17 protein-coding genes and 1 pseudogene are annotated in these 17364 nt (G+C 27.4%); 12 read left to right on the top strand and 6 right to left on the bottom strand.

What is annotated here, in order from left to right:
• Positions 1–24: 24 nt before the first annotated feature.
• Positions 25–723 carry an SIMPL domain-containing protein gene (locus J1C67_RS18410; RefSeq protein WP_167865588.1) on the top strand — a complete coding sequence of 233 codons (699 nt, stop codon included), beginning with the start codon at positions 25–27 and terminating at the stop codon, positions 721–723.
• Positions 724–881: 158 nt separating this feature from the next.
• On the opposite strand, the gene J1C67_RS18405 is transcribed toward J1C67_RS18410, so the two are convergent.
• Positions 882–2135: an MBL fold metallo-hydrolase gene (locus tag J1C67_RS18405; RefSeq protein ID WP_167865378.1), complete on the bottom strand. Its 1254-nt coding sequence runs from the start codon at positions 2133–2135 to the stop codon at positions 882–884.
• A 678-nt stretch (positions 2136–2813) separates the two neighbouring features.
• Between J1C67_RS18405 and J1C67_RS18400 the strand changes: the two genes are divergently transcribed.
• The 8 genes from J1C67_RS18400 to J1C67_RS18365 all read left to right on the top strand — a co-directional run bounded on the left by J1C67_RS18400 (position 2814) and on the right by J1C67_RS18365 (position 8042).
• The gene (locus tag J1C67_RS18400; protein WP_167865379.1) at positions 2814–2990 is read left to right on the top strand and encodes a hypothetical protein; all 177 of its coding nucleotides are present in this window, start codon (positions 2814–2816) and stop codon (positions 2988–2990) included.
• A 72-nt stretch (positions 2991–3062) separates the two neighbouring features.
• The gene (locus tag J1C67_RS18395) at positions 3063–3749 is read left to right on the top strand and encodes a lysoplasmalogenase (protein WP_089971510.1); all 687 of its coding nucleotides are present in this window, start codon (positions 3063–3065) and stop codon (positions 3747–3749) included.
• Positions 3750–3863: 114 nt separating this feature from the next.
• Complete coding sequence (locus J1C67_RS18390; RefSeq protein ID WP_167865380.1) at positions 3864–4613, top strand: hypothetical protein; 750 nt, start codon at positions 3864–3866, stop codon at positions 4611–4613.
• Between the two features lie 114 nt (positions 4614–4727).
• Complete coding sequence (gloA2, locus tag J1C67_RS18385) at positions 4728–5114, top strand: SMU1112c/YaeR family gloxylase I-like metalloprotein (RefSeq protein WP_089971516.1); 387 nt, start codon at positions 4728–4730, stop codon at positions 5112–5114.
• Between the two features lie 71 nt (positions 5115–5185).
• Positions 5186–5614, top strand: a complete 429-nt coding sequence (locus J1C67_RS18380) for a GNAT family N-acetyltransferase (protein ID WP_089971518.1) — start codon at positions 5186–5188, stop codon at positions 5612–5614.
• Between the two features lie 297 nt (positions 5615–5911).
• Positions 5912–6832: a DUF2935 domain-containing protein gene (locus J1C67_RS18375; RefSeq protein WP_167865381.1), complete on the top strand. Its 921-nt coding sequence runs from the start codon at positions 5912–5914 to the stop codon at positions 6830–6832.
• Between the two features lie 56 nt (positions 6833–6888).
• Positions 6889–7332: a MarR family winged helix-turn-helix transcriptional regulator gene (locus tag J1C67_RS18370; protein WP_167865382.1), complete on the top strand. Its 444-nt coding sequence runs from the start codon at positions 6889–6891 to the stop codon at positions 7330–7332.
• A 113-nt stretch (positions 7333–7445) separates the two neighbouring features.
• Positions 7446–8042 carry an FMN-dependent NADH-azoreductase gene (locus J1C67_RS18365; RefSeq protein ID WP_167865383.1) on the top strand — a complete coding sequence of 199 codons (597 nt, stop codon included), beginning with the start codon at positions 7446–7448 and terminating at the stop codon, positions 8040–8042.
• Positions 8043–8184: 142 nt separating this feature from the next.
• On the opposite strand, the gene J1C67_RS18360 is transcribed toward J1C67_RS18365, so the two are convergent.
• Together J1C67_RS18360 and motA are read right to left on the bottom strand one after the other, a co-directional pair.
• Positions 8185–8940 (bottom strand): flagellar motor protein MotB, encoded by a 756-nt coding sequence (locus J1C67_RS18360; protein ID WP_167865384.1) that lies wholly within the window; start codon positions 8938–8940, stop codon positions 8185–8187.
• 17 nt (positions 8941–8957) lie between these two features.
• Complete coding sequence (motA, locus tag J1C67_RS18355; RefSeq protein WP_167865385.1) at positions 8958–9746, bottom strand: flagellar motor stator protein MotA; 789 nt, start codon at positions 9744–9746, stop codon at positions 8958–8960.
• Positions 9747–10042: 296 nt separating this feature from the next.
• Here motA and feoB point away from each other — a divergent pair.
• Positions 10043–11236: pseudogene (feoB, locus tag J1C67_RS18350) on the top strand (ferrous iron transporter B); the annotation flags it as partial.
• Positions 11237–11268: 32 nt separating this feature from the next.
• Complete coding sequence (locus J1C67_RS18345; RefSeq protein WP_089971534.1) at positions 11269–11409, top strand: FeoB-associated Cys-rich membrane protein; 141 nt, start codon at positions 11269–11271, stop codon at positions 11407–11409.
• Between the two features lie 60 nt (positions 11410–11469).
• Here the strand turns inward: J1C67_RS18345 and J1C67_RS18340 are convergent, their stop codons facing one another.
• From J1C67_RS18340 to J1C67_RS18330, 3 genes are all read right to left on the bottom strand, one after another.
• Positions 11470–12099, bottom strand: coding sequence for a hypothetical protein (locus tag J1C67_RS18340; RefSeq protein WP_089971537.1), 630 nt, complete (start codon positions 12097–12099; stop codon positions 11470–11472).
• Between the two features lie 208 nt (positions 12100–12307).
• Positions 12308–14476, bottom strand: coding sequence for a sensor histidine kinase (locus J1C67_RS18335; protein WP_167865386.1), 2169 nt, complete (start codon positions 14474–14476; stop codon positions 12308–12310).
• Complete coding sequence (locus tag J1C67_RS18330; RefSeq protein ID WP_167865387.1) at positions 14448–15152, bottom strand: response regulator transcription factor; 705 nt, start codon at positions 15150–15152, stop codon at positions 14448–14450. The genes J1C67_RS18335 and J1C67_RS18330 overlap by 29 nt, the downstream gene beginning before the upstream one ends.
• Before the next feature lie 474 nt (positions 15153–15626).
• On the opposite strand from J1C67_RS18330, the gene cplR reads away from it, so the two are divergent.
• Entirely contained in the window at positions 15627–17276 is a 1650-nt protein-coding gene (gene cplR, locus J1C67_RS18325; RefSeq protein WP_167865388.1) for an ABC-F type ribosomal protection protein CplR, read from the top strand.
• Positions 17277–17364: the final 88 nt, after the last annotated feature.

Below are 17364 nucleotides of genomic sequence, written 5' to 3'. Positions count from 1 at the left end.
AATTATTTTAAAGGGATGAAATATATGTATCAACAAGGATATAGCGAGGTATTTCCGAATAATTACAATTGTTATAATCGAAGAGAAGAGGAAACTCTTAGAAATGCTAATAGATTGAAAGTCTTCGGAGTGGGAGTAGTAAATGTAAAGCCAGACATAGCAGAAATCGCAATTGGTGTTATAACAGAAAACAAACAATTGGAATTAGCACAAAAAGAAAATGCAGAAATAACTCAGCAGGTAATAGATAGTATAAAAAGTATGGGAGTATTAGCAAAAGATATACAAACCCAAAATTATAACATTAGAACAAAATATGATTTTACTGATGGAAGACAGGTATTTACAGGTTATGAAGTTGCTAATTATTTGCAAGTAGTAGTTAGAAATATAAATGATGTGGGAGAAATAATTGATACTGCGGTAAGTAATGGGACAAATGTTGTAAATAATATAAGTTTTATAGTTTCGGATAGATCAAAGTATTATAATGAAGCATTAAAATTAGCTATTGAGGATGCTCAAGATAAAGCCTTAATTATAGCAAATAAACTTAAAGTAAAAGTGAATATTGTGCCAATTCAAATAGTTGAGCAAGGTGGAGGTAGAGGAGATTCTTTAACACCAATAACATTTAAAGCCGCAGATGCAAGTACACCTATTGAAGCTGGGCAAAATAAAATAACTGCATCTATTGAAGCAATATTTATATATATTGAATAAAAGTATTTTATAAGAAAATAGAAATGTTATTTGTATTTATAAATAACATAAAATAAGCAAGGCAAAAGGGATGTCCTATTTATTAGGACATCCCTAATATTTAGAATGAAAACATTTTTAAAACAGCAGTTAAATTTAATAATAATAATTTAAGGGAACTATTTGCCAAAACTTGAGATTAAAGTATTTGATGAATCATATAATTCACCAGGGTCATAGGTATCGGACCAAATATAAGAATTGGACCATTTTAAGCTAGAAACTCCGTCTGAATTTGAACCTCTCCCTGAAATAAGATTTATAGTGCTTCCTGCCTTTAATTCAAAACTATCAGGAAAATTAAATATTTGATTTCCAGTAGTTGAAATCATATACCAACCGCTCATATCAATTGATTTATCTGAATTGTTTTCAATTATAACAATTTCACTTTTAGAATCTATATTTTTTATATAGATATCTGAGTTAGTAGTTGAATCAGGAGTTGGATTATCTCCAGGATTTTCTGGATTTTCGGACTTTGTATCATCACCTAAGTTGACATAGTTTTCATTAGGTGAAACATTAACTTCATCATCATTTATACTTAAAGATGTTCCATTTGTTGAAACTATAATATTTCCTAAGTCTTTTGTAATATAATAAGGTATATTAAATGAATTCAATGTATTTATTGTTTCAGCATGAGGATGTCCAAATTTATTATTTGGTCCTGCACTTATTATTGTATATTTAGGATTTACTTTTTGTAAAAATTCAGGACTTGTAGCAGTTTTAGAACCATGATGTCCAGCTTTTAATACATCTGCTTTAAGATCTCTGTTCAGTATTTTTTTCTCTACTTTTTGTTCCATATCTCCTGTAAAAAGATATTTGATTTTTTCATAAGTTAATTTTGCAACAACAGAATTATTATTAGTACTTCCGTTATTATCACCAGTTTCTATAATATCAAGTTTAACGCCATTACTAATATTTATAGTCATATCAGAATCGCCAGAATAAACAGCGCCATTTTTAACTTGTGCATTAACTTGTTTTAGATAATCTGAATAAGTTATTGAGGTACCAGACATTCCGCTATCTATAATTTTATTTGCTTTGAAACTTTTTAAAACTGTATCCATTCCACCTATATGGTCAGCATCCGGATGAGTAGCAATAACAAGCTCTAAATTTCCTTTGATTAGTGGTTTTAAATAATTTACAACTCTATCCCCCATATTATTATCACCAGCATCTATTAAAATATCATAATCTTTGTATTGAATATAGATAGAATCACCTTGTCCCACATCGATATAATGAACCTTTAATAAATCACTGCCAGTTGCAGCATTTACTTTTACTGGAGCTAAAAATAAAGCAAAAGCCATAAATAAAGATAGAATTGAATTAAAAACTTTTTTCACTTTTAAATCCCCCATTTCATTAAATTAGGTTATATAAGGTTTGTTAAATTTTATATTATTTTATAATTATTCCTCCTTTAAAATAATAATTAAAATATAAAATTTATATTAGCTAGTATATAATATTAGACAATTTGTGATTTTAAAACAATTTACTAAAATAATTCTATATGTTTTAAATTAATGTTGAAAATCGAAAATAAACTTGTCGAAGTACAATCTCGACAGGCTGTGTAGGTTGTTTTATTTTTTTGCTAGGTTAATAAGGATTATATTGGTACAAGAAGTATGATTATCTATACTGAAAATTAACCTCTTGGTTTGCCTGTGTCAGATCGATTAACAGAATGGTATGTCTAGTGCAAAGAATGTGGCGAATTGTGGAATAGCTATATATAAATATTAGAGAATAATTGAAAATTTAAGGCGAATAAGTTTAAAAAAAATATTTTAATTGTTATAATATAAGTATAAAATAACACTACATAGTAAAGCGATTTAGCTTAATATTATTAATAGGAACTGAAAAAGGAGAGAAATATGTATTAATACTGATGACTTTGACAATAAAGATAAAACTAAGTCTTTCAATAAATTATTGAAAAAAGGAGATAAATCTGTATATAATGGTTGGGAAGAATGGAGAGTTAAAGTTATAAGGAATTAAAAGATGAGTTTGTGGAGAAAAAATGGAATACTACTGAGTATTATGCAAATATGCTAATTAAAGAAAATGATTTAGCAGAATTATTATCCTTTGTAGCCAACGATGTGAGCTATATTGAGCAATATGATCAAATTATTATTAATGAATATAAGGATGAAGTTAATGAAATATACATATATATAGAATAAATTTAGAAGGGATAAAATATATATATTATCTAGTTAAATATATAATATTTTAGTGTGAAAGGAGATTTAATAATGATTCCATTTGTAATGTTTTTCTTAATGATTATTTCATTAACAATGTTAATTATTTTTAATTTAAATCCAAATGAGGTATATAAAAAAATATTTAAAACAAGTACTAGCTTTTTATTTATTGGAACATGTATAGCTAGTGCATATCCATGGCAAGAAAAATCTGAATACTTTATATTAATTTTAATAGCTTTGATTTTCTCAATGCTAGGAGATGTATTTCTTGTTTTTCATAATAGCAAGGATATAAATACTAGGAATATGTTTATTTTGGGACTTTTAAGTTTTTCAGTTGCACATGTTTTTTATACCTTAGGATTTATTGCTTTAGTACCTTTAAAAGTTATGGACTTAATAATATTTGTTATTCTTTTGATAATAGCAATTATATTTCTTACAAAAATCAAAAAATTTAATTTTGAAAATCTTTTTCCCTTTGTGATTGTGTATGGGATTATACTAAGTGCTATGCTTACTAAATCAATATCAATTATTTCTATAGCAAACTCAAATCCAGTAGGTACAATATTATTAATAACAGGAACAGTATTATTTTTTATATCAGATGCACTTTTATGTTTTTACTTGTTTTATGATGACTGTAAACCTTATATATCAAATATAAACTTAATATTTTATTATGTAGGACAAGGCTTAATAGCATTAAGCTTTATAAGTGGATTTTAATTAGGAAACTAAAAATGGGGTAATAAATAATAAAATTTGAAAGTAATACAATTTCACAATTAAATTTTTATAATTTACACATACTATTTAGATAAAGTAGTTAGGAGAAAAATTATGAAAAAAATATTATTACCACAAAAAGCAATGATAACACCAAAGAACGTATTAGAGAAAATTAGTAAATTTGATTATATTAATAAAAGTCCATATAGCAAAACTTATTATAATGTACCAGGAATTACTTGGGACTATAAACCAGAGGGAAGTTTAAGAATATCAGATCATTGGAATTTTAAATCTAATGGGAGTAGGCATTGTGTTTTAGATTATACAGAAGATTTAATAGAAAATTATTGGATGCTGGCAAAATATATAGATGGTAAGTATCATGTTTTAGAAGAATTTGGGTCAAATGTTGCTGGATATAGATTTAGTGAAGTAAGTAAAAAGGATTTAGAGTTGATAAAAGATTTATATGAAATAGGTTGTATAGTTAATTCGAAAAAATGGAATAAAAAGTATCAGGTAAAACCCAAATTAGTAGCTGAAACTCATACAAAGAATAAGAAGTTATTATCAAAGAGTATAAATTCGGAGAGACTGAATAAGTTTATGGATCAAAATAAAAATGTTAAAAAGATAGTTTATATTAAAGAACAATATATGGATATAATTGAGGATGTGTTAAATTTATATAAAAATAGTAGTGAATTTGATGAATTATGTAAATCGAATAAAGGTGTTAATGAATTAATTAATACATATAAGGCATATAAGTTTAAGAATGATGAAATTGAATCCTTTGAGAAAATATATATTTTGATTTTAGATAATACAATGGCAATTAATTTTACAATATCTTAGAAAAAATTAATTAGAGAATAATAGATGAAAGAAATAAAAAGTTATCATAAGCTATTTAAAGAAAATTAGAAAGATGGTAACTTTATTTCCTTAAAAGTCATAGGAGGGTAAGAGATGAAATTTAATAAGATACATCATGTAGCTATTATTTCTTCGGATTATAATAGGTCAAAAGAATTTTATGTAGAAAAATTAGGTCTTGAAATAATAAGAGAAGTATACAGAAAAGAGAGAGATTCATATAAATTGGATTTAAGATTAGGAGATAACCAAATAGAGTTATTTTCATTTTCGAATCCACCAAAGAGGCAAAGTTATCCAGAGGGCTGTGGATTAAGACATCTTGCCTTAGAGGTAGAAAATATTGAAGAATCAGTAAGAGAACTAAATAGTAAAGGGATAGAAACAGAACCTATCAGAGTGGATGAGTTTACAGGTAGGAAGTTTACATTCTTTGAAGATCCTGATAACCTTCCGTTAGAATTATACCAATGTGAATAAATGCATAACAAGATTATGTTATATAAAATAATCAATGAAATATACTTGAATAAGTAAAAAGAGGTGAAATCATGGATATAAGAGTGGAAAATGATTGTTCTAATATAGATTGGAATAATATAAAAGAAATATTAAAAGCAGCTGGTATGAGTTATTTTGATGAAGATACACATAAAAAAGCTTTTGAAAATAGTTATAGTACAGTATTTATATATGATGGTAATGAGTTGATTGGGTTTGGAAGATCTATTTCAGATGGAGTATATCAAGCAGCTATATATGATGTGGCTGTATTACCAAGTTATCAAGGAAGTGGGATTGGAAGAATAATTATTAATAATATTTTAGAATCAATTCCACAATGTAACACAATATTATATGCTTCTCCAGGAAAAGAGAGCTTTTACAATAAATTAAATTTTAAAAAGATGAAGACTGGTATGGCATATTTTCAAAATGCGGAAAAGATGTATGAAAAGGGATTTATTGAAAAAGTTTAATAAAAAGATATATGATATAGGATATTAAAATTGAAATAGCAACTAATTTTTTCAAGTTGTTAGATGATTAGAGAATACAAAATAGATAGATTTGATATAAAAAAGTACTCCTTCTTATAATTAATTGTTATCTTAATTATAAGAAGGAGTACTTTTTATTTGGTTTAAACAAAATTATTTGAATAGTGTCTAACATTTAAGTAAAAGAAGTAAATAAGTATTACTTTTAGAAAATAATATGAACGAAACGTAAACTTAAGAATATAATAGTATATAATTTTTTTTTGGAGGACAATGATGTTAAATGATAATAAGTATGTTATTTTATCACTTGAACAACACCTATTTTTCGCGAGAATTATGAAAGAACATTCTCTTTTTTTAGAGGCAGGTTTTACACCTAAAAATACTAAGCTTTCTAAGGAAGCGGATTCTTTTAAAGTAGAATTTGAAAAACTTTTATTAGATACAGTGAAATTAAGTAATGGAATTGTTAGAGAAAGCATATTAGATTCTGGTGAAATTATTACTGAGTACACTTTAAGCACTGAGAAAAAAACAGAATATTTTACGGGTATACCTATAAATAAAAAGATAACTATGCTTGAATCAAAGTTAGATTATGGAATAAATCCCAATATCAAACCTGAGATGATAAATATTATAAAAAAGATTAATAAAAAAGCTATAAAATTACTTGATGGACTTATAGATTTAAAAGTGAGAGTATTAAATGGTATGCTATCTTGCGAAATTTTCACAGTAAATTACCCTTTACTTATTGAACATATAATTAGGGAAGCTAAATTATATAGAGCTTACATTGTAGATCTTGAAAATGGAGAGGATATTGAAAAGAAAAATATTAAACAAAGTGAACTATTTTGGGATCAAATTATGATGGAACATGCATTATTTATTAGGGGTCTACTTGATCCTTCTGAAAATAAATTAATTGAGGCTTCAGATAAATTTGCTAAGGAATATGCTGCTTTAATTGAAAAAGCAAAAACTATGACAGATGAAACAATATCTAGTATTACATTAGAAACTTTAAATGAGACTATAAAACTTAATGAGTTTAAACAAGCAGGAACAAAGGGGATTGATGAATGTAAAATAAAAGCTATATTCTTACCACTTCTTGCTGATCATGTATTAAGGGAATCTAATCATTTTATAAGATTATTAAATGATTATAAAAGATGTAAAGATTAGTCAGTATAAAACAAAGGTATATTGACAATGTAACTAATTAGTGATAAATTATATTCATGGATAATATAAATGAACTAATTAAAAATAATAAATTAAATTTATCTACATTAGTTGTTTTTACTAGAGCAGAGCATAAAATTCATAAAATAGAATATAAAACTATTAAAAAAAATCGTTTAACTGGTGCTCAATTTGGTGTGTTAGAAGCTTTATATACAAAAGGTGATTTAAAGATATGTGAGATAATAGAAAAAATATTAACTACCTCTGGGAATATGACCGTAGTAATAAAAAATTTAGAAAAGGACGGTTTAGTTAAAAAATATTCGGACCCACAAGATAAGAGGTCTACTATTATATCACTAACAGATAAGGGGAAAGACATTATATCGAATATTTTACCGGAACATATTATTAATATTAGTAAAATATTTGATATTTTAACTGATGAAGAAAAGCTTACATTAAAAAAAATATTAAAAAAATTTAAAGAAATTTAAAATTTTTTAAATTTTTATTACTAATTAGTGATAAGCTTAAGGCGTTATGGATAGTTATGTAGAAATTTTCATTATCAATTATAAATAATATTGAAACAAAGAAGGAGAAAATTATGAATAAAGTATTATATATTAAAGCAAACATTAAAAAAGAGGGACAATCAAGAACTTTTAAGGTGGCGGATAGGTTTATAGAAGAATATAAAAAGTCTAATCCAAATGATGAAGTTGTTACATTAGATTTATATGAAGAAAAGATAGATTTTTTAAGACCAGATGATTTAGAGAAAATATTTGGACCTAAGAATGAAGAAAGTAAAAATAATCCAATCTTAAAGTATGCCTATCAATTTGCAGAAGCAGATAAGTATGTAATTGCAGCACCAATGTGGAACTTAAGCATTCCTGCAATATTAAAAGCTTATATAGATTATATAAGTGTAACTGGAATTACATTTACATATACAGCACAAGGGCCAGTAGGGCTTTTAAAAGATAGAAAAGCTGTACACATAGTATCAAGAGGTGGAGAATATGTTAATGCTCCATATGAAATGGGAGATAAATATTTAAGAACAATACTTGGATTCTTTGGAATTGGAGAAGTAGAAACAATTGCAATAGAAAATGTAGATGTTATTGGTGCGGATGTTGAAGGTAAAATTAATAAATCTATAGAAGAAGCGCAACAAATTGCAAGAAACTTTTAATTCTCATAAAAATAATTTAATCTGTTAAATATTTTTAAGTAAGTTGTCAAGAAAGCTAAGAAGAGATGTATTTAATAAAATAATATTAAAGAAAAAAGTATCAATCTATCAGGACTGATACTTTTTTTTCTTTATGATTAGACTATTGATTAATATCTGTACTTACAGGATCTTCAACAGGATATTTTCTAAGGATACTAATTTCTACTCTTCTATTACCTGATTGTCCTTCTTCTGTTGAGTTATCATATTTTGCCTTATGCTCTCCATAAGCTTCAATTGATAATTTATCTTCTGGTAATCCCCCGTACTGACTCAAAAATTGCATTGTATTTATTGCACGTATTGCACTTAGATCCCAGTTTGAACGAAATTCTCCATTGTTTATTGGCCTATTATCTGTGTAACCTATTACCTTTATGTCGTTATCGAACCCTTTCAACGATTGTGAAATCTGCATTAACAAAGGATTACTCTCTTCTTTTACATCTGCTTTTGCAGAATCAAAAAGAACAGTATCTTTTATATTAATAGCTAAACCAAATTCGTTAACTGAAACTTCAATTTTATCGGAATAGCCCGCAGTATTAATCCCTTGTTCAATTTCAGATTTAGCTTGATTCATACTTTCTTGCTCTATTTGCCCATTAGTTAATTCCTCAACAATTGATGGGGTACCGTCTGTTGAAGTACCACTATCACCTTTTTCCAAGACAGAGGTTCCTCCCACAAAGGCACTATTTAAGCTGGCACTAACCTTAGCAAATTTTTCTGCATCAACCTTACTCATAGCAAACATAACTATAAAAAGTGCTAATAATAATGTAAGCATATCTGAATATGGAATAAGCCATGTTTCGTCTACATGTTCTTCGTGATGCTCTTTTTTCTTAGCCATAATTATCCTCCCTAGAATTAACTTTCTTTATCTAATTCTGATTGCATTTTAATTTGTTCCTTTGGTTCTAGCATACCCATAAGCTTATTTTGAATACTTTTTGGATTTTCACCAGCTTGCAATGCTAAAATCCCTTCTAACAGAATATACATAGTGTTTATTTCCTCAAGAGATTTTCGTTTAAGTCTAGATGCAAAAGGATGTAAAATTACATACCCAAAAAAAATACCATAGAGAGTAGCTACAAAAGCCCCGGCTATCTTCTCACCAAGCGCACCAGTATCCTCTAAATTTCCAAGAGCGCCTATTAAACCAATAACAGCTCCTAAAACACCTAATGTAGGTGAAGATCCTCCTGCTGTTGTAAAAACTTGTGCTCCAAGACGATGTCTTTCCTCTGTGGCATTAATTTCAATCTCTAACACTTCCCTTACATAGGCTGGTTCGGTTCCATCTATAACCATTGATAGTCCCTTTTTCATAAATTTATTAGACATAGTAGAAACTTGTGGCTCTAATGCCAATAAACCATTTTTCCTAGATAATTGCGACATTTCTACCAATTGACTAATTGCTTCTGATGGACCTACATCTTTATTCTCTCTAAACAAAGCTCCTAAAACTTTAGGGATATTAAGAAACTCTTTTTTGGGGAATGAATTCATAACTGCCGCCGAAGTTCCAATAAGAATAATGATTGCAGCCTCTGGATTTAATAGCACCATAAGATTAGTCCCGTTTAATCCCATTCCTGTAACAATAGTAAGTAGGCCTATTATCATACCGATAATTAGAAAAATATCCATTTTATCCATCTCCTTATTTTTATTGAATTTTAATAATATAGATTAATACCTAATGAAGTTGTTTTATAACTTGTCCATATATTATAAAAACCTATTTTTTTTTAATATTCTTTATCATTCCCTATCATATTACTATTTTTTTTATGCTTTTTCAATAAAATTATAAATACTATTAAACTTATTATCATTTTAATATTTCTAAACATTTTCAGTTTATAAGAATTAAAATAGAAAATAAGGTTTAGCATCCAGAAGATTAGGGGGAATAAATCAAGCGGCGCTACGAATTACCAAGTATGAGGGGTATATACTTCATAGCAGTAAGTTCACTTGGTGCAATAGCAACTGATTGGACAAACGATAGATTGTTTGGTGAAATTGTTAGTGGTAATGTTAGTAGTTGGCTTGAAATAGCTGGTGTGGCTGGTTGGTTACAAGGGTTGATTATTGATGGAGTAATTGGTGGTGTTGGTGCAGTTCTTGGTTTCGTTCCACAGATTATGATTTTATTCTTCTTATTAGCTATAATTGAAGATTGTGGTTATATGGCTCGTGTTGCCTTTGTTATGGATAGAATTTTCCGTAAAGTTGGGCTTTCAGGTAAGGCGTTTATACCTATGATTATTAGTTCAGGCTGCGGTGTTCCTGGTATTATGGCAACTCGTACTATGGAAAATGACAGGGATAGAAAGGTGACAATTATGTTAACTACATTTATTCCATGTAGTGCTAAAATTCCGATTATAGCATTGTTTGGTGGAGCAATTTTTGGTGGATCATCTTGGGTAGCACCATCAGTATATTTCTTAAGTATTATAATGATAATTATTTGCGGTATTATTTTAAAGAAAACTAAGTTATTCGCTGGGGAACCTTCACCATTTGTTATGGAATTTCCACAATATCATATTCCAAGCTTTAAAGGTGTTTTGATTCATATGTGGGAGAGAGGAAAAGCGTTTATAATAAAAGCAGGTACAATTATTTTTGTTGCTTGTGGTGTAATATGGTTCTTACAATCATTTAATTGGTCACTAGATATGGTAGATGCTGGTGAAAGTATATTAGCTAGTATTGGTAATATACTTTCACCTATATTTGCGCCTCTTGGTTTTGGTAACTGGCAATCAGCAGTTGCAACAGTTACTGGTCTTGTTGCAAAGGAAAATGTTGCAGGCATGTTTACTACAGTTAGTGCATTCTCATTCATAGCATTTAACATGCTTTGTGCTCCTTGCTTTGCAGCGATAGGTGCAATTAAAAGAGAAATGGGTTCATGGAAATTGACTTGGATTACAATTGGATTCCAAACATGTACAGCTTATATGGTTGCTCTTCTTATTAACCAAATTGGTAGCGCAATCTTTTATGATGGAAGTGTTATAGGAGCAGTAAGCTCTGGGTTAATAGTAGTTGGAATAGTATCACTAGTTTTAACATCTTCTAAGCGTTCAGTGCAAAATAAAGTTGGTGCAGACTTAGGGGGATGAAAATAATATAGATAATTAAGGAAGTGATATTTATGTTAGCAACAATTATATTAGCAATTACTATATTAGGGCTAATGTCTTTAGTAGTAGTAAGGCAATTTAAAAGAACTAAAAATGGTAAAAGTAGTTGTGCAGGTTGCCCTTCAGCGGGTACCTGTAATAGAAAAAAATAAAAAAATAAATTCACTAGAGAGTAATTTCTAGTGAATTTATTGTTATGTATATAAATAGTTTTAAGTATCGTCATTATAAATTTTGTTATAAGAATGATGTAATTCTTCAAAATATTCTTCCTCTAAATCAGAAAAACTAGATTTATAACATTTTTCATTTATGCAACCACTATGCTTAATATCATTTTCTACCATATGCCTATATATAGCATTTCTTCTTTTAAAAGTTTCAAAAACACAGTATGCTTCTTTTATTATTTCATAAGATAAATCTATTGGAAGTCTTATTTGTTTCTTTTTTGAATATGCATTAGCTTGCATGTTTTGCGCAGTTATAGAAGCACCTTGAGCTGATTGAGTTAAAAAATATATCATATCTATTAAAGGACTAACTTTTCTATCGTAGAAGAATTTTTCATCCTCTCCGCCTGTTGTCAATGAACCTATATTTTGTTGAGCTGCTTCTAATGCAACTGTTAAGGCTGCGATTTTTGTAATGGTTTGGTTTAATGTGGAATTTTCAGGAGAATTACATCCAGTGCACCCAATGCAATTATTAGAAGATGAATTTGAACCAATACAATTAAGACCGGTTAGATTACTTAGTGCTTCTTCTTTTTGAATATTTTCTTCAATTACTACTTTTTTTGCATTAAGAATATCATTTGGTATTCTTTTGTTTTTGCCCACTTAATCATCTCCATAACATAGTTGTTATAAATATATTACTAAAATGTTATATTTAGTATAAAAGATTTAATCTGAAGATAGATAAATATATGACTAGTTATTTTTTGGAGATACCTAAAAGGGTACATAAAGATAGAGTATGACATAAAAGAAGCTTTCACTCCATAATAAGAGTGAAAGCAATGTTGGAGGGAATATTTTAATTTGATTAAGTATTAATTAGTTTTTCCTTAAAAGAATTCTTAAATGTTATAATTACCTTAAATAAATCTCCATCTAACATAACTTCAAAGGTTCCTCCTTGAAGATCTACAAAGGTTTTAGCTAAGGCTAAGCCAACACCACTGCCTTCTGTATTTCTTGATTTGTCCCCACGTATAAATCTTTCTACTATTTCATCTACACTAAAGGTGATTTCTTCTTGAGACATATTTTTAAGTTCAATAATAACCTTATTTTCTACTTCAAATATATCAATATAGGCTCTGCTACCTTTCATAGCATACTTTGTTATATTAACTACTAGATTTTCAAAAACTCTATAAATTCTTTGGCTATCTAAAGGTAATACGATTTTTCCATTAGAAAATCTAGTTCTTATATCTAAATTAGCTTCTTTTATTCTATCTTCTAATTCAACTAAGGTTTCTTTCATAACAGAAACTACATCTACATCTATTATATTTAAAGTAATATTACCACTAGTGGCTTTACTTACTTCAAATAAATCTTCTATTAATACTTGAAGCCTTTGAGATTTTCTATCTAGAATATCTAAATAATCAAGGCGTTTTTCTTCACTTAGATTTTTACCTTTTAGAAGATCTACATAAGAAATTATTGAAGTTAATGGAGTTTTTAAGTCATGAGATACATTAGAAATAAGTTCGGTTTTCATCCTTTGACTTTTAACTTCTTCATTAACAGCATTTCTAAAACCTATTCCAATATCACTTAATTCATTTTTTATATCATTAAATAATCCAAGGTTTTCATCAGTTATAGCTCCTAAATTTCCATTAGCTATTTTCTTTGTTTCTTCAAATAAATTATTATAATCACTAGTAATTTTATTTGTTTTTTTCTTTATTAAGATAAACAATGTGATTGAGTAAACTAGAGATAAAACTATTCCAAAGAACCAAAAAATCGATATAAGTGAAATAATAATAAAGTTTATTCCCATTAATATAAGTAATTTCTTATTAACGCCCTTTTTAATATCAAAGGTTGTTACTATTTTATATAAGCTAGCAGATTTTTTTATTATATAAATAAGAATTCTGATTATAATTGAATGTTTCTTTAAGTAAGACCAAAGACCAGTTTTAAATATATATTTTATTAGTAGTACACTTATAAAAATAAGAATAAATAAAAGCGTAAGTATACTTATTAGTAGTAAGGCTGAGAGTAATCTTTGCTCGTCATAAATATTATAAGTTTGCAGAAGGTGCATTATAATAATTGGGATCATAGAAAAAGCTATAAGTAAAATAAAGGATAAAAATTCTAGTGGTATTTTTAAAATACTTTTTACTCCAAATATATTACTTTCTACTTTATAAGGAATTACTAAAGCTAATAGGAAGACTATTAAAAGGGAGATTACAGAATAAGGACCTAAGTCTTTAATAGAAAAATTATTCATTTCATTCACTGCTGTAGTGACAATATAATTATTTACATAACTATCATATTTTCCGTAATTAACTTCTGTAATATTAGAGGGTATAGCAAAAATATAAGTCATATTTTTTATTTTATTTAACTCTATTTTTTCGCTAGAACTATTAGCTTCTATATATTTTGATCTATTTTTTATAAAAGTAGTATTAGTATGTTCTTTTCTATTACTCGAGTTTATTATTTCAAGATCTCCATTTTCATCATAACTTAAAACCATGTAGAAAAGATATTCTTTTGAAATATTTTTTAAAATGTCTTTGTCATCACTAAGGAAAGCTTGTATATTCCTATTTTTATTATATCTACTTAATGAATCTCCTTTTTCATTAATTGCATAATATTCTATTATCTTGCTCTCTTTAAGAACTGTATTGTAATTAGAGATAATGCCATTTGCATTTTCCTTTAAGTTGGACTTATCAACATAATCTGCATTAAAGTCTAACATTGTATCAATAGGATCTTTTTCGTTATAAGTTTTTAACATGTCATAATAAATTCCATAAGAACTTTCAAATATTAACTCACTAACATTTGATTTACTTAATTCTTCTGAAATTCGAGCTCTTTTATTTTCTTCAATGTTTGGAAAACCTGCAAGTAAGCTTGCTGATATTGTAACAAATATTGCTATTAGAAGAAATGTGTTAATAAATATATTATTGCTTTTCGATTTTATATCCAACACCCCACACCACCTTTAAATATTTTGGATTCTTAGGATTAACCTCTATTTTTTCTCTAATATTTCTAACATGTACCATAATAGTATCTGAATTAATAGCTACCTCGTTCCATACTCTTTCATATATCTCATCTGCGGAGAATACTTTGCCTTGATTTTTTATAAGTAACTTTATAATTTTATATTCACTTGGGGTAACCCGTACATTAATACCATCTATTAAAACTTCTTTTGTATCTGTATTTAACTCCAGACCACCACTAGAAAAAGTATTTATAACTTCATTTTCTGTTTTAACTAAAGAAATAAATTTACTATATCTTCTTAATTGAGAGTTTACTCTAGCTAATAGTTCAAGTGGTCTAAAAGGTTTAGTTACATAATCGTCTGCTCCTATGTTTAAACCCATTATCTTATCTACCTCTTCTGATTTAGCTGAAAGAAATATTACTGGGAAATCATGATTTTCTCTAAGTTTCATTGTAAAGGTAATACCATCCATTCTTGGCATCATTACATCAACTATAGCAAGATGGATTTTTTCTGATTCTAATATAGAAAGGCCACCAAATCCATCAATTGCTTTAAAAACCTTATACCCTTGATTAATTAAATAAGCTTCAATGGCACCTGCTATTTCAATTTCATCTTCTACTACTAAAATATTATATTTCTCCATTACTATCCCGTCCTTTATAACTTATCATTATTATCATCTCCTTAAGTTCTTTCATACCTTTATATTAACTATAGTTTTTAAAGAAAAACTGTATATAAATCTAAAGATTTTCTAAAGAAAGTTATTAATATCCTTAGATTAACTAAGAGATGTTATTTTAATTATATATCAAAAACATATTAAGGGTAACTGTGGCTTAGGGAAAAGATGGAAAAATAACGTGTTGAAATTATATTACATATGATGTATAATATTATTAAATTAAAGAAAGGTAAAGGTAGTTTCAACTATGAGAATATAATTTAATTTCTAATTTTAAATGCATAATCAATAAGTTTTAAAGAACCTAGAAGATAGGTTTAATTGGTGTGCTTAATTTTAATGAGAGTAGATTATAGGCTTGAAGTATAGTAACTTTTACCTTTTACGGAATAGTTCTATAATCTCTCCTATATTTTAGGGAGGGATTTTTTTATGTCATTAGCAATGTTAGATAAAGTAAAGAAATATTATGGAGATAGATTAATATTAGATATTGAAAAGTTTGAAATATTTAAAGAAGATAGAATAGGGTTAGTTGGAGAAAATGGAGAAGGAAAGACAACTTTAATAAAGGTTTTACTTGGAGAAATTAATGTGGAAGAAGGAAATGTATTTTTAACAGATAGCCATGCATATATAAGTCAAAAAGAAGATTACAAGGGCGAGTGTATTTTAAGTAAGGCTAAGAGTTTATTTAATGCACCAGATCAATATAAGGATTACTTATCTGGTGGTGAAAAAGTTAAACTTAAAATTTCAAAGGCTTTAAGTGAAAATAGAAGCATTATTATAGCAGATGAACCAACTTCAAACTTGGATAGTAGTAGCGTTAGTATTCTTGAGAAAATGTTAAAATCTTATAATGGGGCTATGTTACTTGTATCTCATGATAGGGAGTTTTTAGATTCATTATGTAATATTATTGTAGAAATAGAGAATGGGAAATTAAAGTTTTATAAAGGTAATTATTCTAAATATATAAAGATTAAAAAGGAAGAAATAAAAAGAGAAGCAGTTGAATATACGGATTATATAAAAGAAAAAGAAAGATTAAATGGTATTATTTTAGAAAAGAGAGGCTTGGGAGATAGTATTAGAAAGACACCAAAAAGAATGGGGAATTCAGAGGCTAGGCTTCATAAAATGGGAGGACAAAAAGGAAAGCAAAAAATTGATAAGAATATTAAGGCTGTAATAAGTAGGATTGAGCATCTTGATGTTAAAGAAAAGCCAAAAGCAACAAGTGAAATAAAGATACGGATACAAGAAGGTTTAGAGATAATATCAAAGAATCCAATTGAAATAAATGAATTTAACGTAATTATAGGGAAAAGGATATTAATAAAAGAAGCTACATTTAGAATAAAGAGAGGAAAAAAGATAGCTCTTTTAGGGGAAAATGGTTGTGGTAAAACTACATTATTAAAGGCAATATTAAAGTATGATAATGAAGCAATAAAAATAAATAATAGAGTTGTTATTGGATATTTTGACCAAAATCAAAGTATATTGAAAGATAATAAAACTATACTAGAAAATATTATGGAAGACTCATCCTATGACCAAAGCTTTATAAGAATTAACCTTGATGGATTTGGGTTTAAAGGGGATACAGTATTAAAGATGGTAAATTCATTAAGTGGAGGAGAAAAAGTTAAGGTAGCGTTATGTAAGATTCTATTAAGTGATAATAATGTTTTAATTCTAGATGAACCAACAAACTACTTAGATATTAAGTCTATGGAAGCTCTTGAAGAAGCGTTAATTAATATGGATAAAACAGTTATTATGGTGTCTCATGATAGAAAATTTATTGCTAATGTATGTGATTATATTATTGAAATAGAAAATAATATGGTGAAGCAATTTAATGGTGGTTATAGTGAATATATCAGGGAGAAGAATAAGCCGAAGGTAAATAATAAGGAGAAAGAAAATAAAGAAAAATTAATGCTTTTGCAAAATAAACTTTCAGAAATTATTTCTATTTTATCTATAGGTGGAAATATAGTTGATAAGCAAAAGTTAGAAGTTGAATATGAAAAAATAATTAAGGAAATAAATAAATTAAGGCAAAGATAAATACCCCATAGAAAAGACTCCTTCTTTTAGATAATTAATATATTAATTATTAAAAGGAGAAGTCTTTTTATTAAGTTTACACAAAATT

Origin of the sequence: Clostridium gasigenes, assembly GCF_017348895.1 — a bacterium.
Classification (GTDB): domain Bacteria; phylum Bacillota; class Clostridia; order Clostridiales; family Clostridiaceae; genus Clostridium; species Clostridium gasigenes.
This window is presented reverse-complemented; position numbering and strand designations above follow the sequence as displayed.